We start from the raw sequence: 26,639 nt of genomic DNA on the forward strand, positions 1-26,639 counted from the left end.
TTGAACCGAAAGGCTGCGGCGTACTGGATGCCCCGCCTTCGCGGGGCATGACACCGGGGGCATGGAGAGAGCACGCTCTCCGCACTCTCGCTTGTCGCCTCAATAATCCACTTTCATCAGATACAGCCCGTCAGGCGGCGCGACGATGCCGCACGCCGCGCGGTTGCGGGCTGCGAGCGCTGCGGAGAGATCGTCCGCGGTCCAGCGGCCCTCGCCGACCCAGACCAGCGACCCCACCATCGAGCGCACCTGGCTGTGCAGGAAGGAGCGCGCCGAGGTGAGAATCGTGATCTCGCGGCCGTCGCGGTGCACGTCGAGCTGGTCGAGCGTCTTCTCCGGCGACTTGGCCTGGCACTCGGTGTCACGAAACGTCGTGAAATCGTGCTTGCCGAGCAGACGTTGTGCCGCCGCATGCATCGCATCGGCATCGAGCCGGCGCGGCACGCGCCAGGCGTGACCGATATCAAGCGCGAGATTGGCGCGGGTGTTGACGACGCGGTAGCGGTAGTGCCGCTTCACGGCCGAGAAGCGTGCCTCGAAGGTGTCAGGGACGATCTCGGCCTCCAACACCGCGATCGGATGCGGGCGCAGATGCGCGTTCAGCCCGTCACGAAAACGGCCCGGCGGAAACTGCTTGTCGATGTCGACATGCGCGACCTGGCCGCGCGCATGCACGCCGGCATCGGTGCGGCCCGCACCGTGCACGCGCAAATCCGCGCCGGTCATCGCCTTCACCGCCGCCTCGAGCGCGCCCTGCACGGAAGGCAGCGTGTCCTGCACCTGCCAGCCGAAGAACGGCGCGCCGTCATATTCGATGATGAGCTTGTAGCGGGGCATCTCAATCCGGGTGGTGTCATCGCCCGGCCTGACCGGGCGATCCAGTACTCCGAGACATCTCTGTTCAGCCGAGAAGCCTCGGCGTACTGGATACCCCGCCTTCGCGGGGTATGACAGCGCTACGTGAATTTGGCTCCCGGCTTCACCGGCACGCCGCGCAAAAAGTCCGTGGCCTGCATCCGCGCCTTGCCCTCGCGCTGGAGCTCGAGGATGCGGATCGCGCCCTCGCCGCAGGCAATCGTGAGCTGGTCGTCGAACACCTCGCCGGGTGCACCGGAGCCCTTCGCCAGCTCGCAGCGCAGGATTTTTACGCGCGCATTCTCAAGCTCGGCCCAGGCGCCGGGAAACGGCGACAGGCCGTGGATGTGGCGCAGCACGGCGCGCGCGGGCCTGGTCCAGTCGATCCGCGCTTCGGCCTTGTCGATCTTGGCGGCGTAGGTGACGCCATCCTCGCTCTGCTTCTTGAGCTGGAGCCCGCCTCGGGCAAGCGCGGCCATCGCGCGCACCATCAGATCGGCACCGAGCCGGGAGAGACGGTCATGCAGATCGACCGCGGTCATGTTGTCCGTGATCGCAAGACGCTCGGCCATGGCGACGTCGCCGGTGTCGAGCCCGACATCCATCTTCATCACCATGACGCCGCTCTCGGCGTCGCCTTCCATGATCGCGCGGTTGATCGGCGCGGCGCCGCGCCAGCGCGGCAGCAGCGAAGCGTGCAGATTGTAACAGCCGAGCTTCGGCGCATCGAGGATCGCCTGCGGCAGGATCATGCCATAGGCGACGACGACGGCGGCATCGGCATCGAAGGCGCGAAACTCGTCGAGCGCCTCGGGCGTCTTCAACGACTTCGGCGTCAGCACGGGCACGCCGAGCTTTCGCGCGGCTTCCTCGACCGGGGTCGGCTGCAGTTGAAGGCCGCGCCGCCCGCCGGGCTTGGGCGCGCGGGTATAGACCGCCGCGATCTCGTGGCCGTGCGAGACCAGCTCGAGGAGCGTCGGCACGGAGAAATCGGGCGTGCCCATGAAGATCAGGCGGAGGGGCATGTGGCGAGACAATCCTCGGAAACGAGCAAGTTACTCGTCATGGCCGGGCTTGTCCCGGCCATCCACGTTCTCGCTGCTCGCGGCGGCAAAGAACGTGGATGCCCGGCACGAGGCCGGGCATGACGGCGGAGGACGTGGCTACTCCGCCCGCTTGGCGGCTTTCTCGAACTTCTTGATCACGCGGTCGCGCTTGAGTTTTGACAGATAGTCGACGAACAGCACGCCGTTGAGATGGTCGATCTCGTGCTGGATGCAGGTGGCGTAGAGGCCTTCGGCGTCCTCCTCGTGCACCTTGCCGTCGAGGTCGGTGAAGCGCACGCGCACCTTCGCAGGCCTTTCGACCTCCTCGTAATATTCGGGGATCGAGAGGCAGCCTTCCTCGTAGACCGACAGATCCTCGGAGGAGGCGATAATTTCAGGGTTGATGAAGACACGCGGCTCCGGCTTGGTCTCGCCGTCCGGGTCAGGCTTGGCGAGGTCCATGGTGATCAGCCGCAAGGGCTGCGCGATCTGGATCGCCGCGAGCCCGATGCCGGGCGCGTCGTACATGGTCTCGAACATGTCGTCAGCAAGCTTGCGGATCTCCGTCGTGACCTTCTCGATCGGCTTGGAGACCAGACGCAGCTGCTTGTCGGGCAGGATGATGATTTCTCTGAGGGCCATGGCCGCGATTTAAGCCGCATGCCGGATGCGGTCAATGCGGCGAGGAACTCCGTTAACCCTCCGCTAACCATAAAACTTCAGGTTTCGTTAACCATAAAAATTAGGGGGCTATTAACCATAAGCGTTCGCTATTCGTTCGCGGAGGGTGTCGAATCGGCTACAAGGGCCGCCATGAACGAGATCATTTTCCTGGCTGGCGACTGGCCGGTCCGCACGATCGATGCGTTGATCGGCTTCGGCGCCCTCGTCGTCATCCTGCTGGTGGTGATCGCGGTCGTGATCGCGCGATCCGGGCGGCGCGGCGCGGAACTCGCCATGGCCAATGCCATCCGCGCGGACGAGCTCGAGGAGCGCCTCAGCCAGGTGCTGCACGCCCAGAGCGAAGCTGCCGGCCGAGCCGACGCCATGACCCAGGCGCTGGCCGGCCGCCAGGCCGACATGGCGCGCGCGGTCAACGAGCGGCTGGATTCGGTGACCCATCGGGTCGGCCAGTCGATGGAACACTCGACCCGCAACACCATGGAGAGCCTGCGCGCCCTGCACGAGCGGCTCGGCATCATCGACAACGCGCACAAGAACCTGACCGACCTCACCACGCAGGTGACAACCCTGCGCGACGTGCTCGCCAACAAGCAGTCGCGCGGCGCCTTCGGCCAGGCGCGGATGGAGGCGATCGTCCAGGACGGCTTGCCGAAGGGCGCCTACGAGTTCCAGTTCACGCTCTCGACGGGAAAGCGGCCGGATTGCGTGGTGTTCCTGCCCGACCAGCGCCCGCTCTGCATCGACGCAAAATTTCCGCTGGAGGCGATGACCGCGCTGCACGACGCCCGCACCGACGAGGAGAAGCGCATCGCCACGCAGCGGCTGCGCGGCGACGTCATGAAGCATGTCAGCGACATCGCCGACAAATATCTCGTCGCCGGCGAGACCCAAGAGATGGCGCTGATGTTCGTGCCGTCGGAATCGGTCTATGCCGAGATCCATGACGGTTTCGACGACGTGATCCAGAAGGCCTATCGCGCCCGTGTCGTGCTGGTGTCGCCTTCGCTGCTGATGCTCGCGATCCAGGTGATGCAGCAGATCATGAAGGACGCGCGCATGCGCGACGCCGCCGACCAGATCCGCACCGAGGTGATCAAGCTCGGCGACGATTTGGGACGCCTGCGCGACCGCGTGCTGAAATTGCAGAAGCATTTTGCCGACGCCAACGAGGACGTGCGGCAGGTGCTGATCTCCGCCGACAAGATCGAGAAGCGCGCGGGGCGAATCGAGGAGCTCGATTTCAGCAAGACCGACGCGCCGGAGGGGCCGCATCTGGTGGCGGCAGGAGCCGCGGAGCTGTTCCCGAGGAAGCTCCAGGCGGGGGAGTGAGTTTTGAGGCACACTGTCGTCGCCCGGCTTGACCGGGCGACCCAGTATCCCAGAGACGGCAGATGGGCGCACGCTGCTACTACGTGTACATCCTAGCCAGCAAGATTGGTGGCACGCTCTACATTGGCGTGACAAATGACCTCATCCGCCGCGTAGCCGAACACAAATTGCAGTTGGTCGAGAGCTTCACGAAGGACTACGGCGTCGTGAAGCTAGTCTATTTCGAGCAGTTCGATGATCCCGAGAATGCGATCAAACGGGAGAAACGACTGAAGAAGTGGAAGCGCGACTGGAAGATCGCGCTGATCGAGAAAGACAATCCGGATTGGAACGATCTCTATTCGGGGATCGCGGGTCCTCCATAATTCCGGCCTCTGGGATACTGGGTCGCCCGGTCAAGCCGGGCGACGACGCCTCACTTGTGGCCCCCAGAATCTGCTAACACCTCCCCATGACCGCACCCGACGCGACCTCCCCTGCCAGCCCCGACACGGCCCCTAGCTCCTGGCGCGACGGCTTGGCCGTGTACCTGCAACCGCGGGTGCTGATCGTGCTGTTCCTCGGCTTCTCGTCCGGGCTGCCGCTGGCGCTGTCGGGCTCGACGCTGCTGGTGTGGATGCGCGAGGCCGGGGTCGATCTCAAGACCATCGGGCTGTTTGCGCTGGTCGGCACTCCCTACACGCTGAAATTCCTGTGGGCGCCGCTGGTGGATGCGCTGCATGTGCCGCTGTTCACGCGCGCGTTCGGGCGGCGGCGCGGCTGGCTGCTGTTCTCGCAGCTATTGCTGATCATCGCGATCCTGCTGCTGGCGCTCACCGATCCCGCGCGCTCGCCGTTCTACGTCGCGCTCGGCGCGCTGCTGGTCGCGACGACGTCCTCGACGCAGGACATCGTGGTCGACGCCTTCCGCGTCGAGAGCCTGCCGGAGAGCGAGCAGGCCGCCGGAATGGCTTCCTACGTCGCGGCCTACCGCATCGGCATGCTGGTCTCGACCGCGGGCGCGCTGTTCATCGTGTCCGGCTTCGAGGGCACCGGCATTCCGCGCGCGTCGGCCTGGATGTGGGGCTACGTGGTGATGGCGGCGATGGTGCTGATCGGCACGATCACCGCGCTGGCCGCGACCGAGCCCGAGCAATCGGTGCAGGCGGAAGCCGCGATACAAACCGAGACGGCGCTCGCGCGCGTGCTGCACGCGGCGATCGGGGCCTTCTCGGAATTCCTGTCGCGCAAGGACGCGCTCGCCGCGCTCGCCTTCGTCGTGCTGTTCAAGTTCACCGATGCCTTCTCCGGCACGATGACCGCGCCGTTCGTGATCGACCTCGGATTTTCCCGCAACGATTATGCGGCGATCGTGAAGGGCGTCGGCCTCGCGGCAACGCTGATCGGCGGCTTTGCCGGCGGCTTCCTCGCGCGGCGCTATTCGCTGGCGACCAGCCTGTGGATCGGCGGCGTGGTGCAGGCGCTCGCCAATCTCTCCTTCTCCTGGCTGGCCTTCGTCGGCACCAGCCAATGGGCGCTGGCCTTTGCCATCACCTGCGAGAACTTTACCAGCGCCATCGGCACCGTGATCTTCGTCGCCTATCTCTCCGCGCTGTGCCAGAATCCGCTGCACACGGCGACGCAATACGCGCTGCTCACCGCGCTCGCCGCAGTCGGGCGCACATATCTGTCCGCGAGTGCGGGCTTCGTGGCGGACACGACGGGCTGGCCGCTGTTCTTCGTGATCTGCGTGCTGGTGGCGATCCCGAGCCTTGTGCTGCTGGCCTGGCTGCAGAAGCGCGGGCATTTCGAGACGCTGGGGCCGGTGAGGGTTTAGCCACCACTGTCATGCCCCGCGACGGCGGGGCATCCAGTACGCCGCGGCCTATCGAGGTATCACTACTGTCTCTGGAATACTGGATCGCCCGCCCCAGTGCGCAAGTGCGCACAAGGCGGGCGATGACACTGGAACCGTGGAGAGGGCGTCGCGATTCGCACTCAGTCCCTACTGCTTCTTGATCAAGCTCCACTTCGTGATCACGGCTTCGCTCATCTGGCCGGGATCGCTGGCGCAGGCGACTTCGTCGACCTTGACCGAGATCGCCTTGCCGACGAACGATTTCAGCTGCGTGGCCTGCGCGTCGCTGGAAGTGACGAGCTGGAACGTCTCAGGGCCAGTCTCGAGATTGCACAGCCCGTTCGGCGCCGGCAGGCGACGCGGCTCGGAGGTGATCTGGTACATCGCAATCCGCTTGCCGGCGTTCTTGATGTCGCGCACCTTCATTGCGTTCAATTCGCCCGAGAGCACCTCGCCGGCACTGATTGGCTTGCCGGGCTTCGGCGGCGGCGGCGCCCCGTCGTCCTGCTGCGCGGAGATGGCCGGGGTCGCCAGCATTATCATCGTCGCGACCAAAGCCGATCGTGTGGCGAAAAGTTTCGTCATGTCGTCCGTTCCGTAGGTCTGGATGGCTAGAACAGGGTCCGCTGCCGCATCGCGGCCGATAGCGTACCTTCGTCGAGATAATCAAGCTCGCCACCGACCGGCACACCATGGGCCAGCCGGGTTACTTTTACGTTGGCGTCCTGAAGCAGGTCGGTGATGTAGTGCGCCGTGGTCTGGCCGTCGACCGTCGCGTTCAGCGCCAGGATGATCTCGTGCACCTCGGCAGCATGCGCACGCGCCACCAGCGCGTCGATGGTGAGATCCTGCGGGCCGACACCGTCGAGCGGCGACAAGGTCGCTCCCAGCACGTGATAGCGGCCCTGGGTCGCATTGGCCCGTTCCAGCGCCCAGAGATCGGCGACATCGGCGACCACGACGATGATGGCGGGATCGCGCTTCGGATCGATGCAGACCGTGCAGGGATTTTGCGTGTCGATGTTGCCGCAGGTCTTGCAGACCTGGACCTTGTCGAGCGCGACCTGCAGGGCCGAAGACAGCGGCATCATCAGCGCTTCGCGCTTCTTGATCAGATGCAGCGCCGCACGCCGCGCCGAGCGCGGACCGAGGCCCGGCAGCCGTGCGAGGAGCTGGACCAGCCGCTCGATCTCGGGACCTGCAACCGAACCCATCTTATTGGCCGAACATACCCGGCGGCAGGCTGAGGCCGCCCGTGAGCGCCTGCATCTTCTCCTGCACGGCCGTCTCGGCCTTGCGGCGGGCATCGCCGAGGGCGGTGACGAGCAGGTCCTCGAGCACCTCGCGCTCTTCCGGCTTCATCAGCGAGGGATCGATCTTGATGCCCTTCACGTCCATCTTCGCGGTCATGCGCACGGCGACGAGACCGCCGCCGGAGATGCCTTCGACCTCGACGTTGGAGAGCTGATCCTGCATCTCCTGCATCTTGGATTGCAGCTGCTGCGCCTGCTTCATCATGCCGAAAATATCGACCATCGGTGCTGTCCTTGGTTGGCGCGATGACTCGTCATCGCGCCTTAACTTTTGGTTTGAGCCTGATCTAATCGGAAAACCGCTTCACACTTTGCGCTACGCGGCCCTTCGGGTCCGGATCATGCTCTAGAGATCGTCGCCGTCGGAACCATCGGGCGGATCGTCACTGCCATAGTCCGCATTCATATTGGTTTCCGGCGCCTCGGGGGCAAGCCTGCGGACCTCGACGACCTTCGCACCGGGAAAACGCGACAGCACCTCCTGCACGCGCGGATCGGCTTCGGCGGAGCGCGCATGTTCCTGCTTCGCCGCCTGGTTCAGCGAGCGCAGCGTCGGCTGGCCCTGCTCGTTGGAGACGATCACGGTCCAGCGCCGGCCGGTCCAGAGCTCGAATTTTCGCGCAAGCTCGGAGATCATGGTCTTGGAGGCGTTAGGCTCGAGTGCGACTTCCAGCCGGCCCTCCTCGAAACGAACGAGGCGCATGTCGCCTTCGAGCGCGGCCTTGGTCATGAGATCGCGCTTCTGCCCGGCGACCGCGACGAGCTGGGTGAAGCTCGTGATGCGCAGCTGGGGCGCGGCCCCTTGCGGATCCGGCGCGGGCGCCGCCATCTGCGGCCGGGCGGCGCCGCCGCCGAACGCGGACGGTGACGAGGTCGGTGCGCGCATGGGTGCAGCCGAAGCAATCGGCGCCGCGGAGGCCACCGGCGCACCCGGCGCGCCTCTGCGCGCGGCACTTCCGCCGCCCACGACCGGCGAGCCGCCGCCGTTCTGCTCCAGCATCCTGATCGCTTCGTCCGGCGTCGGCAGGTCGGCGACATAGGCGATGCGCACCAGCACCATCTCGGCGGCCGCTGCGGGGCGCGTCGCGGCCTGAACCTCGGTGATGCCCTTGAGCAGCATCTGCCACATCCGCGACAGTACGCGCATCGAGATCTTCGAGGCAAAATCCCGCGCGCGCACGCGCTCGGTCTCGCCATAGGCGACGTTGTCGGCGGTCGCCGGCACGATCTTCACGCGGGTGACGAAATTGACGAACTCGGCAAGGTCCGACAGCACGACGATCGGATCGGCGCCGACGTCGTACTGGTCGCGGAACTCCTTGAAAGCGGCAGCGATGTCGCCGCGCGCCAGCGAATCGAACAGGTCTATGACGCGGGTGCGGTCGGCGAGGCCCAGCATCTGCCTGACCGCATCCGCCTTCACGGTGCCTGCCGCGTGCGCGATCGCCTGGTCGAGCAGCGACAGCGAATCGCGCACCGAGCCTTCCGCGGCGCGCGCGATGATGCCGAGCGCCTCGGGCTCGATCTCGACGTTTTCCTTGGCCGCGATATTGGCGAGGTGCTTCATCAGCACGTCGGCCTCGACCCGGCGCAGGTCAAAACGCTGGCAGCGCGACAGCACCGTGACCGGAACCTTGCGGATCTCGGTGGTCGCGAACACGAATTTGGCGTGCTCCGGCGGTTCCTCCAGCGTCTTCAGGAAGGCGTTGAACGCCGCCGTCGACAGCATGTGGACTTCGTCGATGATGTAGACCTTGTAGCGGGCGCTGGCCGGCGCGTAACGCACGCTGTCATTGATCTGGCGGACGTCGTCGACGCCGGTGTGGGAGGCGGCGTCCATCTCCAGCACGTCCATGTGCCGGCTTTCCATGATCGCCTGGCAATGCACGCCCAGGGTCGGCATGTGGATGGTCGGGCCCTTCACCGATCCGTCCGGCATCTCGTAGTTGAGCGCACGGGCCAGAATACGCGCGGTGGTGGTCTTGCCGACGCCGCGGACGCCTGTGAGGATCCAGGCCTGCGGAATGCGCCCGGTCTCGAACGCGTTCGAGACGGTGCGGACCACGGCCTCCTGGCCGATCAGGTCGTCGAAGCTGGAGGGCCGGTATTTGCGCGCCAGCACCCGGTAGGGCGTGCTGGCCTGGCCGGCGCTGTCGGGGTTGGGAGGGGCGCCAGCGTCGGTCATCGGTCGATCCGCAATGGAATGTCTTTCGCCCGGCTTTTGCGGAAAGGAGCGCGCTGACGGGAAGCCCGCCGGCGCAATTCGCTCGGAAAAACAGGTAGGAGACTGACGAGCGACCCGATCCGGACCTCGTTAGGGCTGCTTCCTTCCGGACCTGACCCGGTTGGCGAGTGGCTCGTCCACCGCCAATCTCCCGGTCCCTATTTGGGGCCAAAAGGTCGGGAAAGCAAGCGGGTATCCGTAGGTCCCGCACACCCCGCTGGGCGGCCCCCGCCGGCCCATTTGGACGCGGAAGCCGGCTCGGTGTTGGCGAGCTGGAACCTACGTGATTCGCGCAAACCGCTTGCGATACTCGGCGGGCGTCACGCCGACGTGACGATTGAACGCGCGGCGCAGCGTATCGGCATCGGCGAATCCACAATGGAGCGCCACCTGCTTCGGGGCTTCATTGCCAAACTCGAGCAGCCGCCTCGCCGCATTGACGCGGGCTTCCTCGACCCAGGTCGCAGGCGTGACGCCCACCTCGGCGCGGAACAGCCGTGCAAAGTGCCTCGGGCTGAGCTCCATGCGCGTCGCCAGGCTCGCAACGCTGTGGTCGAGCCCGGGATTGGCGGCGACCCAGCGCTGCAGCTCCTGCAATGCGGCGCGGCCGGCGGGAACAGCCTCGCCCTTGCGGGTGAACTGCATCTGCCCACCCGGGCGCTTGAAGAACATCACGAGCTGGCTTGCGACTCTCATGGCCGTGTCGCGCCCGAGATCTTCCTCGACCAGTGCCAGCGCGAGGTCGAGCCCTGCGGTCACGCCGGCGGCCGTGCGGAGCTTGCCGTCGGTGACGTAGATGGCATCCTTGTCCACGGTGACCGACGGGAATTTGCTGGCCAGCATGTCTGCGACCGCCCAATGCGTCGTGACCCGCCTGCCATCAAGGAGACCGGCGGCGGCAAGGAAGAAGGCCCCGCTGCAAACCGAGCCGAATCTGCGGGTCCGCGAAGCCCGCCGCCGCAGCCAGTCGATCACGCTCCCGTCCGCCGGGACTTCGGCCGCGTTCGGGCATCCCGCCACCAGCAAGGTGTCGATCGGCTCCTGGAAGTCGCGGTCGACGATTCGGTCGGGCATCAGCTGGACGCCTGAGGAACTGCGGATCGGCCCTGGCTCCGCGCCCGCCACGAACAAGGCATAGGCGGGATAGCCGGCCTGCACGTTCGCCTCGGCGAACACATCGAGCGGCCCTGCGACATCGAGCAGCTGCACGCCTGGCAGCGCCACGATCACAACCGTCCTTGGTTTCGGCTTTGCACCCATGTCCGCCTCGATCCGGATTTGTCCGTTTTTGACGTATTACGTCGATTTAAGACAACGTAGCCCGGATTTACAGTGGACGCGATCCAAAATTTCAGGAGCTGCTCATGTCAGAAATCACCGAGGCCGCCGTCATTCCCGACAGCAAGCTGGCGCGCGCCATCACCGAATACGTCCGCGATACCGAAACGGACCTGCTCTTCAACCATTCCAGCCGCGTCTACCAGTTCGGCGCGATGGCCGGCGTCCGCCGTGGGCTGACGTTCGACCGCGAACTGCTCTACGCCGGCGCCATGTTTCACGACATCGGCCTGATGCCGGGCCATGGCAGCCAACACGAGCGGTTCGAGGTCGACGGCGCGCATGCCGCGCGCGATTTCCTGCGCAGCCACGGCATTTCGGAAGCCGACGCCTACACGGTGTGGACCGCGATCGCCCTGCACACCACGCCGGGCGTCCCCCAGCACATGCACCCCGTCGTCGCGCTGGTGACCGCGGGCGTCGAGATGGACGTGCTCGGGCTCACCTACGACGAATATTCCGACGCGGAGCGCGAGGCGGTCGTGAACGCCTTTCCGCGCACGCCGCACTTCAAGGAAGACATCATCCAGGCCTTCTACGACGGCATCAAGCATCGGCCCGATACGACGTTCGGCAACGTCAAGGCCGACGTCATCGCCGACAAGGAGCCGCATTTCCATCGCGGCAATTTCTGCAGCGTCATCCGCAACTCGCATTGGCACGGTTGACCGGCGTTCGCGCAAGGACAGTGCGATCTCGAAATCGACTGCTGTGGACCCATGCGAGCCTGAGATTTCGCACGCGGGCAGCAATAGCCAATGACCCCATATTCAGGAGCATCCCATGGCCGATGAGCCGAAACGTTTGACCCATGCGACGGGCGCGCCCGTCAGCGATAACCTCAACATCATGACCGCGGGCCGCCGCGGGCCCGCGCTGCTGCAAGACGTCTGGCTGATCGAGAAGCTAGCACATTTCGATCGCGAAGTGATCCCGGAGCGACGGATGCATGCCAAGGGTTCCGGCGCCTTCGGCACCTTCACCGTGACCAATGACATCACCCGATACACCAAGGCGAAGATCTTCTCGGAAGTCGGCAAGCAGACGCCGATGTTCGCGCGGTTCTCGACCGTTGCCGGCGAGCGCGGCGCAGCCGACGCCGAACGCGACATCCGCGGCTTTGCGCTGAAGTTCTACACCGAGGAAGGCAATTGGGACATGGTGGGCAACAACACGCCCGTGTTCTTCTTCCGCGATCCCTTGCGCTTTCCCGACCTCAATCATGCGATCAAGCGCGATCCCCGAACCGGAATGCGCAGCGCCGACAACAATTGGGATTTCTGGACGTTGCTGCCGGAGGCTCTGCACCAGGTTACCATCGTGATGAGCGAGCGCGGCCTTCCCAGAAGCTTCAGGCACATGCATGGCTTTGGCAGCCATACCTACAGCTTCATCAATGCCGCCAATGAGCGGACCTGGGTGAAGTTTCACTTCCGGACGCAGCAGGGCATCGAAAACCTGACCGACGCCGAGGCCGAAGCCCTCATCGGCAAGGACCGCGAGACTCACCAGCGCGACCTGTTCGAGAGCATCGAATGCGGCGATTTCCCGCGCTGGACCATGTTCGTGCAGATCATGACCGACGATCAGGCCAAGGCGTTTGCCTTCAACCCGTTCGACCTGACCAAGATCTGGCCGAAGGCGGACTTCCCGCTGATCGAGGTCGGCTATTTCGAGCTGAACCGCAATCCGGAAAACGTCTTCGCCGAGGTCGAACAGGCCTCCTTCTCGCCGGCCCACGTCGTTCCGGGCATCGGCTTCTCGCCCGACAAGATGCTGCAGGCGAGGCTGTTCTCCTACGGGGACGCGGCGCGCTATCGCCTCGGCGTCAACCATCATCTGATCCCGGTCAACGCGCCGAAATGCCCGTATCACAGCTACCATCGCGATGGCGCAATGCGGACCGACGGCAATCTCGGGAGGACGCCGACCTATTTCCCGAACAGCCGTGGCGAGTGGACGGACCAGCCCGATCTCAACGAGCCGCCGCTCGAGATCGATGGTGCAGCCGCACATTGGGATCACCGCATCGACGACGATCACTATCGGCAGCCCGGCGACCTCTTTCGCAAGATGAACGCAGCCCAGCGGCAGGCCTTGTTCGACAACACGGCGCGCGCCGTCGGAGCGGCGGCCATCGCGATCCAGGAACGGCACATCGCCAATTGCACCAAGGCCGATCCCGCCTATGGCGCGGGCGTCCGCGACGCGCTGACGCGCCTCGCGACCGTTCGTGCCAAGGGAACGGAAAAGGCCGCGGAATAGGGTCGGTCGATCCGCATCGACCTCTCGCCGTCTTCGGCGAACGGCGCCGACAGGGCGCCGTTCGCATTTTTAAAGCGAACCGCCGAAACCTCTCAATTTTCTCGCGAAAATAGCTCGAGCCGACGCGCTCGCCGGGCCTTCCCTCGCCCATCGTCGCGAAGTGCAGATGCGGACGTTCGCCTCGGAAAGCGTCAAGGCCGATGGGCTCCCTGCCTATCTTCGAGGCCCCGCACATCCCTGAGGCAATCGAGTCTTGACAGGGCCCGCCCGGCAGCGCCTTTCTATGAAATCCTGCCGGAACTGAAACAAAGGGTGCGCAAAAATCCGATCCAGAGCATTTTTCAGCCGGCTGACGCCGATTGATGGGCGAATTTTTTGCGCGAGCTCAACCACACACCTTCATCCAACCAGAAAAGCGATTCCTCAAAATGGTTACACGTCGTGATGTCGCATCGATTGTCGGACTTGGCGCGATGGCTGCGGCCACGCTGGCCTCACCGGCCGTGGCGCAGACCGCAGCGGATTCCAACGAATCGACCTTTGCCCGCATTCGCCGCACCAAGAAGATGCGGATCGGCGCGGTCGGCGGTGGCGCGCCCTATTACATGAAGGACCTCGCCAGCGGCCAGTGGAAGGGCTTCTACATCGACATCGCCAAGGGGCTGGCCGACGACATGGAGGCCGAGCTCGAGATCACCGAGACCACCTGGGGCAATTCGGTGCTCGATCTGCAGTCCAACAAGATCGACATCTTCTTCGGCCTCAACCCGACCCCGAAGCGCGCGCTGGTGGTCGACTTCTCGGTGCCGGTCTTCAACAACGCCTTCGGCATCCTCTGCAAGAAGGACTTCAAGCCGAAGAGCTGGGCCGAGCTGAACTCGCCCGACGTCAAGATCGCCGTCGACCAGGGCTCCTCACACGACCAGGTCGTCAGCCGCCTGACGCCGAAGGCGCAGATCTCGCGACTCAAGACCGCCGACGATGCCACCGCCGCGCTGCAAACCGGCCGCGTCGACGCGCAGTGCCTGATCACCATGCTGTCGCTGACCGTGTTGAAGAAGAATCCCTCGCTCGGCCAGTTCGTGCTGCCGACGCCGATCTTCGCCACCACGTCGAATGCCGGCTTCCGCCGCGAGAACGACAAGACCTTCCGCGACTACGTCAACACCTGGATCGACTTCAACAAGGGCCTCGGCTTCATCCGCAACGCGATCATCACCAACATGGAGCTGGTGGGCGTGACCGAAGCGGACATTCCGCCGGGCGTTTCGCTGTAGGTGATGAGCGCCTGAAGTATCCACATCGTCATGGCCGGGCTTGTCCCGGCCATCCACGCCTGCCCCATGGCACCGAGAACGTGGATGCCCGGGACATAGGCGAGCGGAAGCGACGCCGTCCTTCGGACGGCTACGCCCGGGCATGACGGCAAGTTTCTGGACTGACATCGGGTACGAGTAAGAACACGCATGTATCAGTGGGACTTCGGCATCCTCTGGAGCTATCGCTGGCTCTTTCTCAACGGGCTCGGCGTTACCGTCGGCTTCACCGTGGTCATCGTCGTGCTCGGTCTCGTCTTCGGCCTGTTCGGCGCGTTCGGCAGCCTGTCGCGCTTCAAGGCGGTGCGTCTGATCGCCCTCACTTTCATCGAGGCGTTCCGCTGCACGCCGATCCTGGTGCAGCTGATCTGGTTCTATTACGCGCTGCCGATCCTGGCCGGCGTCGAGATGACGCCGATCACGGCCTCAGCCCTGGCGCTCTCGCTCTATGGCGGCTCGTTCTATTCCGAGATCATCCGCGGCGGCATCATCTCGATCGACAAGGGCCAGTCGGAAGCCGGCGCCGCGCTCGGCATGACGCCGGGACAGAGCATGCGGCGCATCGTGCTGCCGCAGGCGATCAAGCGCATGATCCCGGCGCTGATGAACCAGTCGATCATCCAGTTCAAGAACACCTCGCTGGTTTCGGTGCTCGCCGTGCCCGACCTCGTCTACCAGAGCCAGGTCGCCGCCCATGACAGCTACCGGCCGCTCGAGACCTACACCGCGGTCGCGGTCGCCTATGCGGCGATCCTGATTCCGCTAACCATCATCGTCCGCCGCGGCGAGAAGCGACTGGCGGTCAGCGAATGAGCGAGCCATCCAAGAACACTTCGAAGATCGAGATCCGCAGCCTGCGCAAGAGCTTTGGCAGCAACGAGGTTTTGAAGAACATCAGCCTCGACGTGGCCAAGGGGGGCGTGGTGGCGCTGATCGGCCCATCCGGCTCCGGCAAGTCGACACTGCTCCGCTGCATCAATCTGCTGGTCGTGCCCGACGGCGGCAGCGTCCGCGTCGGCGACACAAGCTTCCAATTCGGCGAAGGCGCGAAGCTTCCGGACGTGAAGACACTCGCGAAATTCCGCACCACCACCGGCATGGTGTTCCAGCATTTCAATCTGTTCCCGCACATGACGACGCTTCAGAACGTCATGGAGGGGCCTGTCACGGTGCGCCGCATGGCCAAGGCGGACGCCGAGAAGCTCGCGCGCGCGCAGCTTGCCAAGGTGGGCCTTGCGGAAAAGGCCGACCAATATCCGGCGACGCTGTCCGGCGGGCAGAAGCAGCGCGTCGCGATCGCGCGTGCGCTCGCGATGGAGCCTGATGTGATGCTGTTCGACGAGGCCACCTCGGCGCTCGATCCCGAGCTCGTCGGCGAGGTGCTCGCCGTCATGCAGCGGCTGGCCTCGGAAGGCATGACCATGGTGATCGTGACCCATGAGATCGCCTTCGCCCGCGAGGTCGCCGATCGCCTCATCTTCATGCGCGATGGCGTCGTGGTCGAGGAAGGTCCGGCGCGGCAGGTGATCGACAATCCGCAGGAAGCCGCGACGCGCGCCTTCCTCAGCCATTTCCACCGCACCGGCGCGTTGCCGCCGGCCAACGTAGCACCGTGATGCCTGATATCGATCGCGCCTATCTCGTCACCGGTGCCGCCAGCGGCATCGGCCGCGCCACCGCAAAGCTGCTCGCGGCCCCCGGGACCGCGCTTCTGCTCCACACCCGCTCAAACGCAGAAGGTCTCGATGCCACTGCGGCAGAAGCCGAAGCGAAAGGCGCGGCTGTCGCAAAGTGCCTCGGCGATCTCGCCGAGGAAGCAGCCGTCACCGACGCCGTCGCCGCCGCGCAACGCGCGTTCGGACGGCTCGACGGATTGATCCTGGTCGGCGGTCATGCCCGTCGCGGCAGCGCGATCGGCACGCCGGCGGATCAGTTCCGGCAGGCGATGGACGAATCGGCGCTGGCGTTCACGCGGCTGGTCGACGCCGCGCTGCCGCTGCTGCGTGACGGGCGCGATGCGCGGATCGTGGCGGTGTCCTCTTTCGTCGCGCATGCGATCCGGCCGGAATTCGCACCGTTTGCCGCAACGGCGGCAAGCCGCTCCGCGCTCGAAGCGCTGGTGCGTCTCACCGCGATCGAGCTCGCCAAAGACGGCATCACCGTCAATGCGGTGTCACCCGGCCTCATCATCAAGGACAAGCCGAGCGAGAGCCGGCTCTCGCCCGAGCAGATCGCCACCACCGAGGCACTGATCCCGATGCGCCGTCGCGGGCGGCCGGAAGAAGTGGCCGAGATCATCGTCTTCCTGGCATCACCGAAGGCGTCCTACGTCACCGGCCAGGTCTGGCACGTCAATGGAGGCCTGACATGACCGAAGCAACCATCGAACGCATCAGGCTGTTCCTGATCGAGAGCCCGATCAAGATGGCGCGCCTCCAAGGCGTCGGCAACGTCAAGGGCACGGTGAAGCGCGTGCTGATCGAGCTCACCGCGAGCGACGGCGTGATCGGCTGGGGCGAGGCGGCACCGTGGGAAGTGTTCACGGGAACGCCGGAAGCGGCCTTCTCCGCGCTCGACATCTATCTGCGGCCGATCGTGCTCGGCAAACCCGTGCGCCGCATTCGCGCGCTGATGGCCGAGCTCGACCGTACGCTGGTCGGTCATGCCGAGGCCAAGGTCGGAATCGAGATGGCGCTGCTCGACATCGTCGGCAAGTCGTCAGGATTATCGGTCGCCGACCTGCTCGGCGGCCGCGTGCGCGACACGATTCCCCTCTCCTTCTCCATCGCCGATCCCGATTTCGCCGCCGATCTCGAACGCATGCGAAAAATGGTTCCGGACGGCAACGTCATCTACAAGGTCAAGACCGGCGTAAAACCGCATCGCGAGGACCTCGATCATCTCGAAGCGATCCGCAAGGAATTCGGCGACAAGGTCGACCTGCGCGTCGATTACAACCAGGCGCTGGCGCCGTTCGGCGCGATCAAGATTTTGCGCGATGTCGAAGAGTTTGCGCCGACCTTCATCGAACAGCCGGTGCCGCGCAAATATCTCGACGTGATGGCGCAGCTCACCGCGGCGCTGGAAACACCCGTTCTCGCCGACGAAAGCTGCTTCGACCGCCGCGACATGATGGAGGTGGTGCGCCGCGAGGCGGCCGATGCCGTCTCGATCAAGCTGATGAAAGCCGGCGGCCTGTTCGAGGCGCAGGCGATCATGGCGATCGCCGACATCGCCGGCCTGCCCGGCTATGGCGGCACGCTGTGGGAGGGCGGCATCGGGCTTGCCGCCGGGACGCAGCTGATCGCGGCAACGCCGGGCATCTCGCTCGGCTGCGAATTCTACATGCCGCATCACGTGCTGACCGAGGACGTGCTGGAAGAGCGCGTTGCCAACCGAGCCGGCCATGTCGTGGTGCCCGACGGCCCGGGCCTCGGCATCCGCGTCAGCGAGGCCTCCGTCCGCGCCAATGCGCGGGTGCTTGCGGAGGCGTAATTCCGCCATTCCGGGGCGCGCGCAGCGCGAGCCCGGAATCCATAGCCACAGGAAGTGGTTGTCGCGCGAGCTGGTCACCACGCATCTTCGCCAAACTTCTCCCTGTGGTTATGGGTCCCGGGCTCGCGCTTTGCGCGCCCCGGGACGACAGCGGAGCATGCCGCCCCCGCGGCCCCTAACCTTCCCCTCAGGGACTCCCTATCGTATGGTCCGGCCAAACACGCCCGCCCCATCGGGCTATCCGGAAACGCATATGTCTGATCCCGCCTGGTCGCTGCACTCCCGCCTGAAAGAGGACACCATCGACATCGGCGACCTGCCGCTGTCGAAGGTCCTGGTCATCAAGGACGCGCATTATCCCTGGCTGCTGCTGGTGCCGCGGCGGCCCGATGCGGTCGAGATCATCGATCTCGACGAGGTGGAGCAGGCGCAACTCATGACGGAGATCTCCCGCGTCTCGCGCGCGCTGAAAGAGATCACCAAATGCGACAAGCTCAATGTCGCCGCGCTCGGCAACCTCGTGCCGCAGCTTCATGTCCACATCATCGCACGCCGGACCAGCGACGCTGCATGGCCGCGGCCGGTCTGGGGCGTGATGAAGCCCTTGGCGCATGACGCCACCGAGGTGCAGACTTTCATCAGCGCGCTTCGCCGCAAGATCTGGTTGGGTTGAGAACAAGAAATGTCAGCATTCGACTCGTTTCCGCTGGGACAGCCGGCTTTCGTCACCAACATCCTCGATCGCGCCGCGCATCTGCGCCGCGACGACGAGAAGCTGTTCGCGATGGAGCAGAAGCCATCGTCACGCGCCTATGTCGTCTACCGCGACTCGCTGCTGGTGAAGCGCGAGGGCGACAAGGCGCGCGCGCTGCTGGGAGTAGACGAGGCGCTGAAATGCGGCGCCAACCCCGGCACGATCTTCTTAGGGTTGCGCGACGGCGCCGCGGTGTTCGGCATGGGGATGTCGCAGGCGGCGGCCGAGAAGCTGATCGGCCGCGAGGACTACACCGTCACCGAGCTGCGCGGCATGGCGATGCAGGGCGCGATTCCGCCCGACGAGCTCTCGGCGATCGCGATGGCGAAGTCGATGGTGAGCTGGCACCAGCGCCATGGCTATTGCGCCAATTGCGGCACGCGGAGCGCGATGAAGGAAGGCGGCTGGAAGCGCGAGTGCCCTGCTTGCAAGGCCGAGCATTTTCCGCGCACCGATCCCGTCGTGATCATGCTGGTCGCCTCGGGCGAGAAGTGCCTGCTCGGCCGCCAGAAGCAGTTTCCGCCGGGCATGTATTCCTGCCTCGCCGGCTTCGTCGAGGTCGCCGAGACCATCGAGGACGCGGTACGCCGGGAAATCCTCGAAGAATCCGGAATCCGCTGCACCGACGTGCAGTATTACATGACGCAGCCTTGGCCCTATCCATCGTCGCTGATGATCGGCTGCAGCGCGCGGGCGCTCAACGAGGACGTCGTCGTCGATCATTCCGAGCTAGAGGACGCGCGCTGGTTCACCCGCGAGGAGGCCGCGCTGATGCTGACGCGGACGCATCCGGACGGGCTCGCCGGCCCGCATCCGTTCGCGATCGCCCACCACCTGCTCGGCCGCTGGGTGCACGACAAGACCGGCGCGTAAGCTGGGGCCGCCGGTGGCCACATCACGGACCGCGCCACACACCCTTTGCATCGGCATTCCCGTGCGCGACCTCACCTTTCGCGTCGAGGCCGTGCCCGCGCGCGGCAGCAAGGCCAACGCCACGCATCTCGCCGAGATCTGCGGCGGCAACGCGCTCAATGCTGCGATCGCCATCGCGCGGCTCGGTGGCCGGGTCTCCTTCGCAGGACCGATGGGTGATGCACGGGAAGCGTCGAGCGGCTTCATTCTCGAACAGATGGCCAGTGAAGGCATCGACACGACGCACGTCGTGCGCATGCCCGGCCTGACCACGCCGGTCTCCGCGATCCTGATCGAGCCCTCGGGCGAGCGGACGCTGACGATCTATCGCGATCCCGCTCTGTGGGGCGTGAAGCTGCCGGACGGTGACGCACTGCTCGCCGATTGCCGGGCGGTCCTCGTCGAGAGCCGCTGCGGCGCCCTTTGTATCGATCTCTGCGCCGAGGCGCGACGACGCGGCATTCCCGTCATCGTCGGCGTCGATCGCGCGATGTCGTTGCAGGACGGCCTGCTCACGGCCGCCTCGCACCTGCTGTTCGCCAGCGACCAGGTGCAGGAGACGGCCGGTGTCGCCGATGACGGCGAGGCATTGAAGCGCCTGGCAGGGCTGACGCCGGCCTTCCTCGCCGCCACGCGCGGCCCGCGTGGCACGATCTGGCTGGACGAGGCGGGCGAGCTGGAGGAGACACCGGCCTTCCCGGTTCAGGCGGTCGATACGCTCGGGGCCGGCGACGTCTTCCATGGCGCCTTCACGCTTCGCCTCGCCGAGGGCGAGGAGGTGCGGGAGGCGCTGCGATTCGCCGCGGCCGCCGCAGCGCTGAAATGCACCCGCCACGGTGGCGGCATGGCCGCCCCACAACGCGTTGAAGTTGAAGAGCTTTTGCGAGGCCGACTCTAGAGCGGTTCCACCACGGAGCCGAGATTATGGGCTTGCCGTGGAAAGATTTTCTCTATATCAGGGAAATCAGCCCCTGAAATGGAACAAAGTTCTTCAAATGACTGACCTCGCCGTGCAACTCCCCGAGACCAGCCGCCGCCTCGATGCCATCGACCGCAAGATTCTGATGGTGCTCCAGGAGGATGCCTCCCTCTCCGTCGCCGAGATCGGCGACCGCGTCGGGCTGTCCTCGACCCCCTGCTGGAAGCGCATCCAGCGCCTCGAGGCCGACGGCGTGATCCTGAAGCGGGTCGCCCTGGTCGACCAGAACAAGATCGGGCTCGGCATCTCCGTGTTCGTGTCAGTCGAGAGCGCCGACCATTCGGACGCCTGGCTGAAGAAGTTCGCCGAGGCCGTGAGTGCCATGCCCGAGGTGATGGAATTTTACCGCATGGCCGGCGACGTCGACTACATGCTGCGCGTCGTGGTCGCCGACATGCAGGCCTATGACGTGTTCTACAAGAAGCTGATCAGCGCCGTGCCGCTGAAGAACGTCACCTCGCGCTTCGCGATGGAGAAGATCAAGTCGGTCACCGCGCTGCCGATCCCGGCGGTGGTGGCGGCTTAGAGGCTTAGTTCTCAGGTCTCACCACAAGGAAGCTGTCATCGCCCGGCCTTGACCGGGCGATCCAGTATTCCAGAGGCGGCGATTGGATACGGAGAAGCTGCGGCGTACTGGATGCCCCGGTCAAGCCGGGGCACGACAGCGGAGATTTGCTGCGCGGGTTGTGCTCCCTGATGCCCCTCAAATCGTCTGATTGTACGCGCCGACTTCGGGATGCGTGCGGAGCACGCTGTTCACCATCTCGAACATGTCGTGCATGCGCTGCTCGGAGACCGGGCTCTCGACCACGACGACGAGCTCGGGCTTGTTGGAGGACGCGCGCACCAAGCCCCAGCTGCCGTCCTCGACCGTGACGCGTACGCCGTTGACGGTGACGAGATCGCGGATCGCCTGGCCGCCGATCTTGGCGCCCTTGGCCTGCAAGCCTTCAAAATGCTTCACCACCTGGTCGATGACGCCGTACTTGGTCTCGTCGGCGCAATGCGGTGACATGGTCGGCGACGACCAGGTTTTCGGCAGCGCGTTCTTCAGATCGGCCATCGACTTGCCCGGCGCGCGGTCGAGCATGTCGCAGATCGCGAGCGCCGACACCAGGCCGTCGTCATAGCCGCGTCCATACGGCTTGTTGAAGAAGAAGTGGCCGGACTTCTCGAAGCCCGCGAGCGCACCCGTCTCGTGGGTGCGGCGCTTCATGTAGGAATGGCCGGTCTTCCAATAGGCGACCTTCGCGCCCTGCTTCTGCAGCACGGGATCGGTGACGAACAGGCCGGTCGACTTCACATCGACGATGAAATGTGCGTCCTTGTGGATCGCCGACATGTCGCGGGCCAGCATCACGCCGACCTTGTCGGCGAAGATTTCCTCGCCGGTGTTGTCGACGACACCGCAGCGATCGCCGTCACCGTCGAAGCCGAGACCGACATCGGCCTTGTGATGCAGCACCGCGTCGCGGATCGCGTGCAGCATTTCCATGTCTTCCGGGTTCGGATTGTATTTCGGAAAGGTGTGGTCGAGCTCGGTGTCGAGCGGGATCACCTCGCAGCCGATCGCCTCCAGCACCTGCGGCGCGAACGCGCCGGCCGTGCCGTTGCCGCAGGCGGCGACGACCTTGAGCTTGCGGGTCAGCTTCGGACGGCCGGTGAGATCGGCGATGTAGCGCGCCGGATAATTCTCGTGGAACTGGTAGGAGCCGCCGGCCTCGTTCTTGAATTCGGCGTTGAGCACGATCTCCTTCAGCCGCGTCATCTCGTCGGGGCCGAAGGTCAACGGGCGGTTGGCGCCCATCTTCACGCCGGTCCAGCCATTGTCGTTGTGCGAGGCCGTGACCATGGCGCAGCAGGGCACGTCGAGATCGAACTGCGCGAAATAGGCCATCGGCGTCACCGCGAGCCCGATGTCGTGCACCTTGCAGCCCGCAGCCATCAGGCCGGAAATCAGCGCATATTTGATCGAGGCCGAATAGCCGCGGAAATCATGGCCGGTGACGATCTCCTGCTTGACGCCGAGCTCCGCAATCAGCGCGCCCAGCCCCATGCCGAGCGCCTGGATCCCCATCAGGTTGATTTCCTTCTGGAACAACCAGCGCGCGTCGTATTCGCGAAAACCCGTGGCCTTCACCATCGGCTCGGATTCGAAGGCATAGGTGTTGGGCAACAAGACGGATTTCGGCTTGGGGAACATTGAGACGGTCTCGTGAAAATGGCGTGAATTGATGCAGCCTTAGCGAATGCCGGGCCGCAGCGGAAGGCGGGAATGGCAGCTTATGGCTTATAATTGCGGCAGTTTGGTAACGGGAAAACGCGGCCCGGCGCGAGACTTCCGCCAATGCCGTCCTGAAAAAAATCCGTGCGAACGACCGTTCGTCGGCGCGGCGAGAGCCTTTTGAGGCGGCTTACTGCTCCAGCACCATCTGGCCGTTGGCGTATTCGAAGCGCTTGAGGCGGGACAGGAAGGAGAGGCCGAGCAGGTTCTCCGACAGAGCCTCGTCCGGCAGCACCATGGCGTCGACGTCGCGCACGACGAGGCCGCCGACCTCGAGCATGGCGATGCGCGTGCGCGCGGCCTTAATGGTGCCGTTGGCGGTCGAGACGGTGGCGTTGTACTCGCCGCGCGAGGGACGCAGGCCAAAGCGGGCGGCCGAGCTCTCGTTCAGCGCGACCACGGAGGCGCCGGTGTCGATCATGAAGCCGATCCGCTGGCCGTCGATGCGGCCTTCGGCCTGAAAATGGCCACGGCCATCGCGGGAGATGGCGAGGCTGCGCCCACCGGCCGGCGCCGTCGCAGCAACCGCAATCGTCGTGCGCGGCGCTGACGTCGCGGAGGCAGAACTCATCCTGTCCGCCATCTGCGCCATGAACGTGCCGAGGCCGATCATGATGGCCGCGAGGATCATTATGTTACGCATCACACCACTTCCGAGCCGGAAAGCTCGATTTCACCACGCGACACGTCTGGCCGCGAGCGACGCTGCGGTCAGAGCGCCGCTATTTTGACGAAAAGGATGAGCGGAGGGTTAATACGCCTTCGTGGCTTCTCACGTCCCGCGCGGCTTGACCCGCCGGGTCGGCAGCGCACTCGCCGGATCCTCCGGCCAGGGATGGCGCGGGTAGCGGCCACGCAGGTCGGAGCGCACCGCGGCGTAGCTGCCGCGCCAGAAACCGGGGAGGTCGCGCGTCACCTGCACCGGGCGCTGCGCCGGTGACAGCAATTCCAGCACCAGCGGCACCTTGCCGGCGGCGATCGACGGATGGGTGTTGAGCCCGAACAACTCCTGGAGCCGCACCGCGATGGTCGGCCCCTGCTCGGCCTCGTAGTCGATCGCGAGCACGCTGCCGGTCGGCGCCTCGAAATGCGTCGGCGCCTCACGATCGAGCCTTGCGCGCATCTCCCAGGGCATCAGTGCCATCAGCGCGTCGGAGAGATCGCCGGCCGAGATGTCCTTCAGTGCGATCTTGTCGTAGAGCGCCGGCACCAGCCAGTCGTCCCGCCGCGCGATCAGTCCGTCGTCGGACAAATCGGGCCAGCTGTCGCCCTCGGCCTTGCGCAGAAACATCACGCGGTCGCGCCACTGCTTTGCGGCCTTCGACCAGGGCAACCGGTCGAGACCTGCGGCAATCAGCCCATCGGCGAAGATGCGCGCGGTCTCCTCCGAAGGCGACACCGCGAGTGTTGCCTCAGACAGCGTGATCGCATGCAGCGCGCGCTTGCGCCGCGCGCGCAGCGCCATCGCGCCGCGGTCGAACGAGATCTCGTCGACGGTCTCGATATGCTCGGCGAAATGCCGCTCGATGTCGTCCTCGCCGATCGGCGCCGCCAGCAGAATGCGGCCGCTCGCCGCCGTGCCCGTCATCTCGCCGATCGCGATGTAGGGTGCGCGGGCGAGCGACGAGGTCTGCTCCACCGCGGCGCCGCGACCATTGGCGAGCACGAAGGTGCCATTGCCGCGATTGCGCGCGACGCGGTCCGGGAAGGCGTAGGCGAGCATCAGGCCGGTCGAGAGATCATCCTGTCCGGTTGCGGCCTTCTCCGACGCCGCCACCTGCGAAGCCCAGCGCCGCGCGAGATCGCGCGCGCTCGCGGCGCGCGGCGAGCGATCGCGGCGGAACTGATCGCGCCGGTACTCGAGATCGACGCTGTCGCCGCCGAGCCCGCGCTCGGTGATGATGGCCGCGATCTCGGCCGCGGCTTCACCGCTGCCCACGCGATGCGAATCCACGATCATGCGCGCCAGCCGCGGCGGAAGCGCCAGCGCGCGCAGGCTTTTGCCTTCGGCGGTGATGCGGCCGTCACCATCGAGCGCGTTGAGCTCGGAGAGAAGGCTTTTCGCCTCCTTCCAGGCAGGCACAGGCGGCGGATCTAGGAATGACAGGGCGGCGGGATCGGCGACGCCCCATTGCGCGAGGTCGAGCACCAGCGAGGAGAGGTCGGCGCTGAGGATTTCCGGCTGGGTGTAGGGCGCAAGCGAGGCCGTCTGCGGCTCGTCCCAGAGCCGGTAGCAGACGCCCGGTTCGATGCGGCCGGCGCGGCCGCGACGCTGGTCCACCGCCGCACGCGCAGCGCGCACGGTCTCGAGCCGCGTCAGCCCGATGTCGGGCTCGTAGCGCGGCACGCGGGCGAGGCCGGAATCGACCACGATGCGCACGCCCTCGATGGTGAGCGAGGTCTCCGCGATCGAGGTCGCCAGCACCACCTTGCGCGTGCCCTTCGGCGCGGGCGCGATCGCGCGGTCCTGCACGGCAGCGTCGAGCGCGCCGAACAGCGGCACGATCTCGATGGAGGCATCCTGGACGCGCTCGCTGAGGAAATTCTGGGTACGGCGGATTTCGGCGGCGCCGGGCAGGAACGCCAGCACCGAACCGCTGTCGGCGCGCAGCGCGGACGCGATCGCATCCGCCATCTGCCGCTCGACCGGCGCATCCGCCTTGCGGCCGAGATAGCGCGTCTCGACCGGAAAGGCGCGGCCCTCGCTCTCGACAACGGGCGCTTCCCCGAGCAGCTTTGCCACGCGCGCGCCGTCGAGCGTTGCCGACATCACGAGGATGCGCAGATCCTCGCGCAGGCCGGTTTGCGCGTCGCGCGCCAGCGCGAGACCCATATCGGCATCGAGCGAGCGCTCGTGGAATTCGTCGAACAGGACGGCCGCAATGCCGGAGAGCTCGGGATCGTCGAGGATCTGGCGGGTGAAGATACCCTCGGTCACCACCTCGATGCGCGTCGTGCGCGAGATCTTCGAGCCGAAGCGGACGCGGTATCCGACGGTTTCGCCGGCCCGCTCGCCAAGCGACTTGGCCATGCGCTCGGCGCTCGCCCGGGCAGCGATACGCCGCGGCTCCAGCACGATGATCTTCTTGCCCGCGGCCCAGGGCGCATCCAGCAGCGCCAGCGGCACCCGCGTGGTCTTGCCTGCGCCGGGCGGCGCCACCAGCACAGCCGAATTATGCGCCTCCAGCGTGCGCGAGAGGTCGTCGAGCACGGCATCGATCGGGAGGGGCGTGTCGAAGCTGCGGGGCAAGGCCTATCCATTCGTCATGCCCGGCCTTGTGCCGGGCATCCACGTCTTCGACTAGAAACAGACGTGGATGGCCGGGACAAGCCCGGCCATGACGAAATCGTTGCGGCAGTGGACCGTCAGCCCTGCACCGGCGGACGGCCGATGCTCTCGTAGGTGAAGCCGGCGGCTTGCATCTCTTCGGGCGGGTAGATGTTGCGGAGATCGACGACGACGGGCTGGGTCATGGCCGCCTTCAGCCTGTGGAGATCGAGCGCGCGGAACTGCACCCATTCGGTGACGATGACGAGCGCATCGGCGCCTTGCGCGCAGGAATAGGCGTCCTCGCAATAGGTGATGTTCGGCAGCTCGCCCTTGGCCTGCTCCATGCCGACGGGATCGAAAGCCTTGACCGTCGCGCCCATGTCGATCAGGCCGGTGACGAGCGGGATCGACGGCGCATCGCGCATGTCGTCGGTGTCGGGCTTGAAGGTGAGGCCGAGCACGGCGATGGTCTTGCCGCGCAACGAGCCGCCGAGCGCCTGGCTGACCTTGCGCGCCATCGCGCGCTTGCGGTTCTCATTGACGGCCAGCACGGCTTCGACGATGCGCAAGTTCACGTCATAGTCCTGCGCGATCTTGATCAGCGCCTTGGTGTCCTTCGGGAAGCAGGAGCCGCCGAAGCCCGGACCCGCATGCAGGAACTTGGTGCCGATGCGGTTGTCGAGGCCGATGCCGCGCGCGACCTCCTGCACGTCGGCGCCGACCTTTTCCGAGAGATC

The 26,639-nt window shown here is 65.6% G+C and carries 26 protein-coding genes and 1 other RNA gene; 14 read left to right on the forward strand and 13 right to left on the reverse strand.

Annotated features, from left to right (window positions below):
• Positions 1-99: 99 nt before the first annotated feature.
• The 3 genes from truA to def form a co-directional block, all read right to left on the reverse strand.
• Positions 100-837: a tRNA pseudouridine(38-40) synthase TruA gene (truA, locus tag ABIB99_RS24985; protein ID WP_354177836.1), complete on the reverse strand. Its 738-nt coding sequence runs from the start codon at positions 835-837 to the stop codon at positions 100-102.
• A gap of 119 nt (positions 838-956) precedes the next feature.
• Positions 957-1,880, reverse strand: coding sequence for a methionyl-tRNA formyltransferase (fmt, locus tag ABIB99_RS24990; RefSeq protein ID WP_354177837.1), 924 nt, complete (start codon positions 1,878-1,880; stop codon positions 957-959).
• Between the two features lie 138 nt (positions 1,881-2,018).
• Positions 2,019-2,543, reverse strand: a complete 525-nt coding sequence (gene def / locus ABIB99_RS24995) for a peptide deformylase (RefSeq protein WP_063979819.1) — start codon at positions 2,541-2,543, stop codon at positions 2,019-2,021.
• A 171-nt stretch (positions 2,544-2,714) separates the two neighbouring features.
• Here def and ABIB99_RS25000 point away from each other — a divergent pair, with 171 nt between their 5' ends.
• The 3 genes from ABIB99_RS25000 to ABIB99_RS25010 all read left to right on the forward strand — a co-directional run bounded on the left by ABIB99_RS25000 (position 2,715) and on the right by ABIB99_RS25010 (position 5,730).
• Entirely contained in the window at positions 2,715-3,914 is a 1,200-nt protein-coding gene (locus ABIB99_RS25000) for a DNA recombination protein RmuC (protein WP_354177838.1), read from the forward strand.
• A 62-nt stretch (positions 3,915-3,976) separates the two neighbouring features.
• Complete coding sequence (locus tag ABIB99_RS25005; protein ID WP_212100199.1) at positions 3,977-4,279, forward strand: GIY-YIG nuclease family protein; 303 nt, start codon at positions 3,977-3,979, stop codon at positions 4,277-4,279.
• A gap of 86 nt (positions 4,280-4,365) precedes the next feature.
• On the forward strand, positions 4,366-5,730 hold the full coding sequence (locus tag ABIB99_RS25010) for an AmpG family muropeptide MFS transporter (RefSeq protein WP_354177839.1): 1,365 nt from the start codon (positions 4,366-4,368) through the stop codon (positions 5,728-5,730).
• Positions 5,731-5,898: 168 nt separating this feature from the next.
• Here ABIB99_RS25010 and ABIB99_RS25015 read toward each other — a convergent pair whose 3' ends face one another.
• From ABIB99_RS25015 to ABIB99_RS25040, 6 genes are all read right to left on the reverse strand, one after another.
• The gene (locus tag ABIB99_RS25015; RefSeq protein WP_063979822.1) at positions 5,899-6,336 is read right to left on the reverse strand and encodes a hypothetical protein; all 438 of its coding nucleotides are present in this window, start codon (positions 6,334-6,336) and stop codon (positions 5,899-5,901) included.
• Positions 6,337-6,362: 26 nt separating this feature from the next.
• Entirely contained in the window at positions 6,363-6,965 is a 603-nt protein-coding gene (recR, locus tag ABIB99_RS25020) for a recombination mediator RecR (RefSeq protein WP_354177840.1), read from the reverse strand.
• A gap of 1 nt (position 6,966) precedes the next feature.
• Entirely contained in the window at positions 6,967-7,287 is a 321-nt protein-coding gene (locus tag ABIB99_RS25025; protein WP_028148995.1) for a YbaB/EbfC family nucleoid-associated protein, read from the reverse strand.
• A 123-nt stretch (positions 7,288-7,410) separates the two neighbouring features.
• The gene (locus ABIB99_RS25030) at positions 7,411-9,249 is read right to left on the reverse strand and encodes a DNA polymerase III subunit gamma/tau (protein ID WP_354177841.1); all 1,839 of its coding nucleotides are present in this window, start codon (positions 9,247-9,249) and stop codon (positions 7,411-7,413) included.
• Positions 9,250-9,343: 94 nt separating this feature from the next.
• Positions 9,344-9,440: signal recognition particle sRNA small type (gene ffs / locus ABIB99_RS25035), an RNA gene on the reverse strand.
• Positions 9,441-9,567: 127 nt separating this feature from the next.
• Positions 9,568-10,548: a GlxA family transcriptional regulator gene (locus ABIB99_RS25040; RefSeq protein WP_085398517.1), complete on the reverse strand. Its 981-nt coding sequence runs from the start codon at positions 10,546-10,548 to the stop codon at positions 9,568-9,570.
• 104 nt (positions 10,549-10,652) lie between these two features.
• Here ABIB99_RS25040 and ABIB99_RS25045 point away from each other — a divergent pair, with 104 nt between their 5' ends.
• The 11 genes from ABIB99_RS25045 (at position 10,653) to ABIB99_RS25095 (ending at position 20,873) form a co-directional block, all read left to right on the forward strand.
• Entirely contained in the window at positions 10,653-11,294 is a 642-nt protein-coding gene (locus ABIB99_RS25045; RefSeq protein ID WP_085398518.1) for an HD domain-containing protein, read from the forward strand.
• A 115-nt stretch (positions 11,295-11,409) separates the two neighbouring features.
• The gene (locus ABIB99_RS25050; protein ID WP_354080258.1) at positions 11,410-12,891 is read left to right on the forward strand and encodes a catalase; all 1,482 of its coding nucleotides are present in this window, start codon (positions 11,410-11,412) and stop codon (positions 12,889-12,891) included.
• A gap of 428 nt (positions 12,892-13,319) precedes the next feature.
• Complete coding sequence (locus tag ABIB99_RS25055) at positions 13,320-14,168, forward strand: transporter substrate-binding domain-containing protein (RefSeq protein WP_071909178.1); 849 nt, start codon at positions 13,320-13,322, stop codon at positions 14,166-14,168.
• Between the two features lie 189 nt (positions 14,169-14,357).
• Positions 14,358-15,020, forward strand: a complete 663-nt coding sequence (locus ABIB99_RS25060) for an amino acid ABC transporter permease (protein WP_063979828.1) — start codon at positions 14,358-14,360, stop codon at positions 15,018-15,020.
• Positions 15,017-15,823: an amino acid ABC transporter ATP-binding protein gene (locus tag ABIB99_RS25065; protein ID WP_354177842.1), complete on the forward strand. Its 807-nt coding sequence runs from the start codon at positions 15,017-15,019 to the stop codon at positions 15,821-15,823. The genes ABIB99_RS25060 and ABIB99_RS25065 overlap by 4 nt, the downstream gene beginning before the upstream one ends.
• Positions 15,823-16,578, forward strand: coding sequence for an SDR family NAD(P)-dependent oxidoreductase (locus tag ABIB99_RS25070; RefSeq protein WP_354177843.1), 756 nt, complete (start codon positions 15,823-15,825; stop codon positions 16,576-16,578). The genes ABIB99_RS25065 and ABIB99_RS25070 overlap by 1 nt, the downstream gene beginning before the upstream one ends.
• The gene (locus ABIB99_RS25075; protein WP_063979831.1) at positions 16,575-17,702 is read left to right on the forward strand and encodes a muconate cycloisomerase family protein; all 1,128 of its coding nucleotides are present in this window, start codon (positions 16,575-16,577) and stop codon (positions 17,700-17,702) included. The genes ABIB99_RS25070 and ABIB99_RS25075 overlap by 4 nt, the downstream gene beginning before the upstream one ends.
• A 253-nt stretch (positions 17,703-17,955) precedes the next feature.
• Positions 17,956-18,375: an HIT domain-containing protein gene (locus ABIB99_RS25080; protein ID WP_063979832.1), complete on the forward strand. Its 420-nt coding sequence runs from the start codon at positions 17,956-17,958 to the stop codon at positions 18,373-18,375.
• A 9-nt stretch (positions 18,376-18,384) separates the two neighbouring features.
• Entirely contained in the window at positions 18,385-19,329 is a 945-nt protein-coding gene (gene nudC, locus ABIB99_RS25085; RefSeq protein WP_063979833.1) for an NAD(+) diphosphatase, read from the forward strand.
• A gap of 13 nt (positions 19,330-19,342) precedes the next feature.
• Positions 19,343-20,266: a sugar kinase gene (locus tag ABIB99_RS25090; RefSeq protein WP_231143690.1), complete on the forward strand. Its 924-nt coding sequence runs from the start codon at positions 19,343-19,345 to the stop codon at positions 20,264-20,266.
• A 97-nt stretch (positions 20,267-20,363) separates the two neighbouring features.
• Positions 20,364-20,873 (forward strand): Lrp/AsnC family transcriptional regulator, encoded by a 510-nt coding sequence (locus ABIB99_RS25095; RefSeq protein WP_014491365.1) that lies wholly within the window; start codon positions 20,364-20,366, stop codon positions 20,871-20,873.
• A gap of 177 nt (positions 20,874-21,050) precedes the next feature.
• On the opposite strand, the gene ABIB99_RS25100 is transcribed toward ABIB99_RS25095, so the two are convergent.
• The 4 genes from ABIB99_RS25100 to ABIB99_RS25115 all read right to left on the reverse strand — a co-directional run.
• Positions 21,051-22,550: a phosphomannomutase/phosphoglucomutase gene (locus ABIB99_RS25100; RefSeq protein WP_063979835.1), complete on the reverse strand. Its 1,500-nt coding sequence runs from the start codon at positions 22,548-22,550 to the stop codon at positions 21,051-21,053.
• 211 nt (positions 22,551-22,761) lie between these two features.
• On the reverse strand, positions 22,762-23,274 hold the full coding sequence (locus ABIB99_RS25105; RefSeq protein ID WP_071909170.1) for a TIGR02281 family clan AA aspartic protease: 513 nt from the start codon (positions 23,272-23,274) through the stop codon (positions 22,762-22,764).
• Positions 23,275-23,403: 129 nt separating this feature from the next.
• Positions 23,404-25,881: an ATP-dependent helicase HrpB gene (gene hrpB / locus ABIB99_RS25110; RefSeq protein ID WP_354177844.1), complete on the reverse strand. Its 2,478-nt coding sequence runs from the start codon at positions 25,879-25,881 to the stop codon at positions 23,404-23,406.
• A gap of 116 nt (positions 25,882-25,997) precedes the next feature.
• Positions 25,998-26,639: UDP-glucose dehydrogenase family protein (locus ABIB99_RS25115; RefSeq protein WP_354177845.1), on the reverse strand; the 642-nt coding region annotated here is incomplete at its 5' end.

The sequence above is a fragment of the Bradyrhizobium sp. LA6.1 genome, from assembly GCF_040547805.1.
Taxonomy (GTDB): domain Bacteria; phylum Pseudomonadota; class Alphaproteobacteria; order Rhizobiales; family Xanthobacteraceae; genus Bradyrhizobium; species Bradyrhizobium barranii.

Coding starts and splice junctions, on each gene's coding strand:
- truA (WP_354177836.1), bottom strand. CDS start 837: ATGCCCCGCTACAAGCTCATCATCGAATATGACGGCGCGCCGTTCTTC.
- fmt (WP_354177837.1), bottom strand. CDS start 1,880: ATGCCCCTCCGCCTGATCTTCATGGGCACGCCCGATTTCTCCGTGCCG.
- def (WP_063979819.1), bottom strand. CDS start 2,543: ATGGCCCTCAGAGAAATCATCATCCTGCCCGACAAGCAGCTGCGTCTG.
- ABIB99_RS25000 (WP_354177838.1), top strand. CDS start 2,715: ATGAACGAGATCATTTTCCTGGCTGGCGACTGGCCGGTCCGCACGATC.
- ABIB99_RS25005 (WP_212100199.1), top strand. CDS start 3,977: ATGGGCGCACGCTGCTACTACGTGTACATCCTAGCCAGCAAGATTGGT.
- ABIB99_RS25010 (WP_354177839.1), top strand. CDS start 4,366: ATGACCGCACCCGACGCGACCTCCCCTGCCAGCCCCGACACGGCCCCT.
- ABIB99_RS25015 (WP_063979822.1), bottom strand. CDS start 6,336: ATGACGAAACTTTTCGCCACACGATCGGCTTTGGTCGCGACGATGATA.
- recR (WP_354177840.1), bottom strand. CDS start 6,965: ATGGGTTCGGTTGCAGGTCCCGAGATCGAGCGGCTGGTCCAGCTCCTC.
- ABIB99_RS25025 (WP_028148995.1), bottom strand. CDS start 7,287: ATGGTCGATATTTTCGGCATGATGAAGCAGGCGCAGCAGCTGCAATCC.
- ABIB99_RS25030 (WP_354177841.1), bottom strand. CDS start 9,249: ATGACCGACGCTGGCGCCCCTCCCAACCCCGACAGCGCCGGCCAGGCC.
- ABIB99_RS25040 (WP_085398517.1), bottom strand. CDS start 10,548: ATGGGTGCAAAGCCGAAACCAAGGACGGTTGTGATCGTGGCGCTGCCA.
- ABIB99_RS25045 (WP_085398518.1), top strand. CDS start 10,653: ATGTCAGAAATCACCGAGGCCGCCGTCATTCCCGACAGCAAGCTGGCG.
- ABIB99_RS25050 (WP_354080258.1), top strand. CDS start 11,410: ATGGCCGATGAGCCGAAACGTTTGACCCATGCGACGGGCGCGCCCGTC.
- ABIB99_RS25055 (WP_071909178.1), top strand. CDS start 13,320: ATGGTTACACGTCGTGATGTCGCATCGATTGTCGGACTTGGCGCGATG.
- ABIB99_RS25060 (WP_063979828.1), top strand. CDS start 14,358: ATGTATCAGTGGGACTTCGGCATCCTCTGGAGCTATCGCTGGCTCTTT.
- ABIB99_RS25065 (WP_354177842.1), top strand. CDS start 15,017: ATGAGCGAGCCATCCAAGAACACTTCGAAGATCGAGATCCGCAGCCTG.
- ABIB99_RS25070 (WP_354177843.1), top strand. CDS start 15,823: ATGCCTGATATCGATCGCGCCTATCTCGTCACCGGTGCCGCCAGCGGC.
- ABIB99_RS25075 (WP_063979831.1), top strand. CDS start 16,575: ATGACCGAAGCAACCATCGAACGCATCAGGCTGTTCCTGATCGAGAGC.
- ABIB99_RS25080 (WP_063979832.1), top strand. CDS start 17,956: ATGTCTGATCCCGCCTGGTCGCTGCACTCCCGCCTGAAAGAGGACACC.
- nudC (WP_063979833.1), top strand. CDS start 18,385: ATGTCAGCATTCGACTCGTTTCCGCTGGGACAGCCGGCTTTCGTCACC.
- ABIB99_RS25095 (WP_014491365.1), top strand. CDS start 20,364: ATGACTGACCTCGCCGTGCAACTCCCCGAGACCAGCCGCCGCCTCGAT.
- ABIB99_RS25100 (WP_063979835.1), bottom strand. CDS start 22,550: ATGTTCCCCAAGCCGAAATCCGTCTTGTTGCCCAACACCTATGCCTTC.
- ABIB99_RS25105 (WP_071909170.1), bottom strand. CDS start 23,274: ATGCGTAACATAATGATCCTCGCGGCCATCATGATCGGCCTCGGCACG.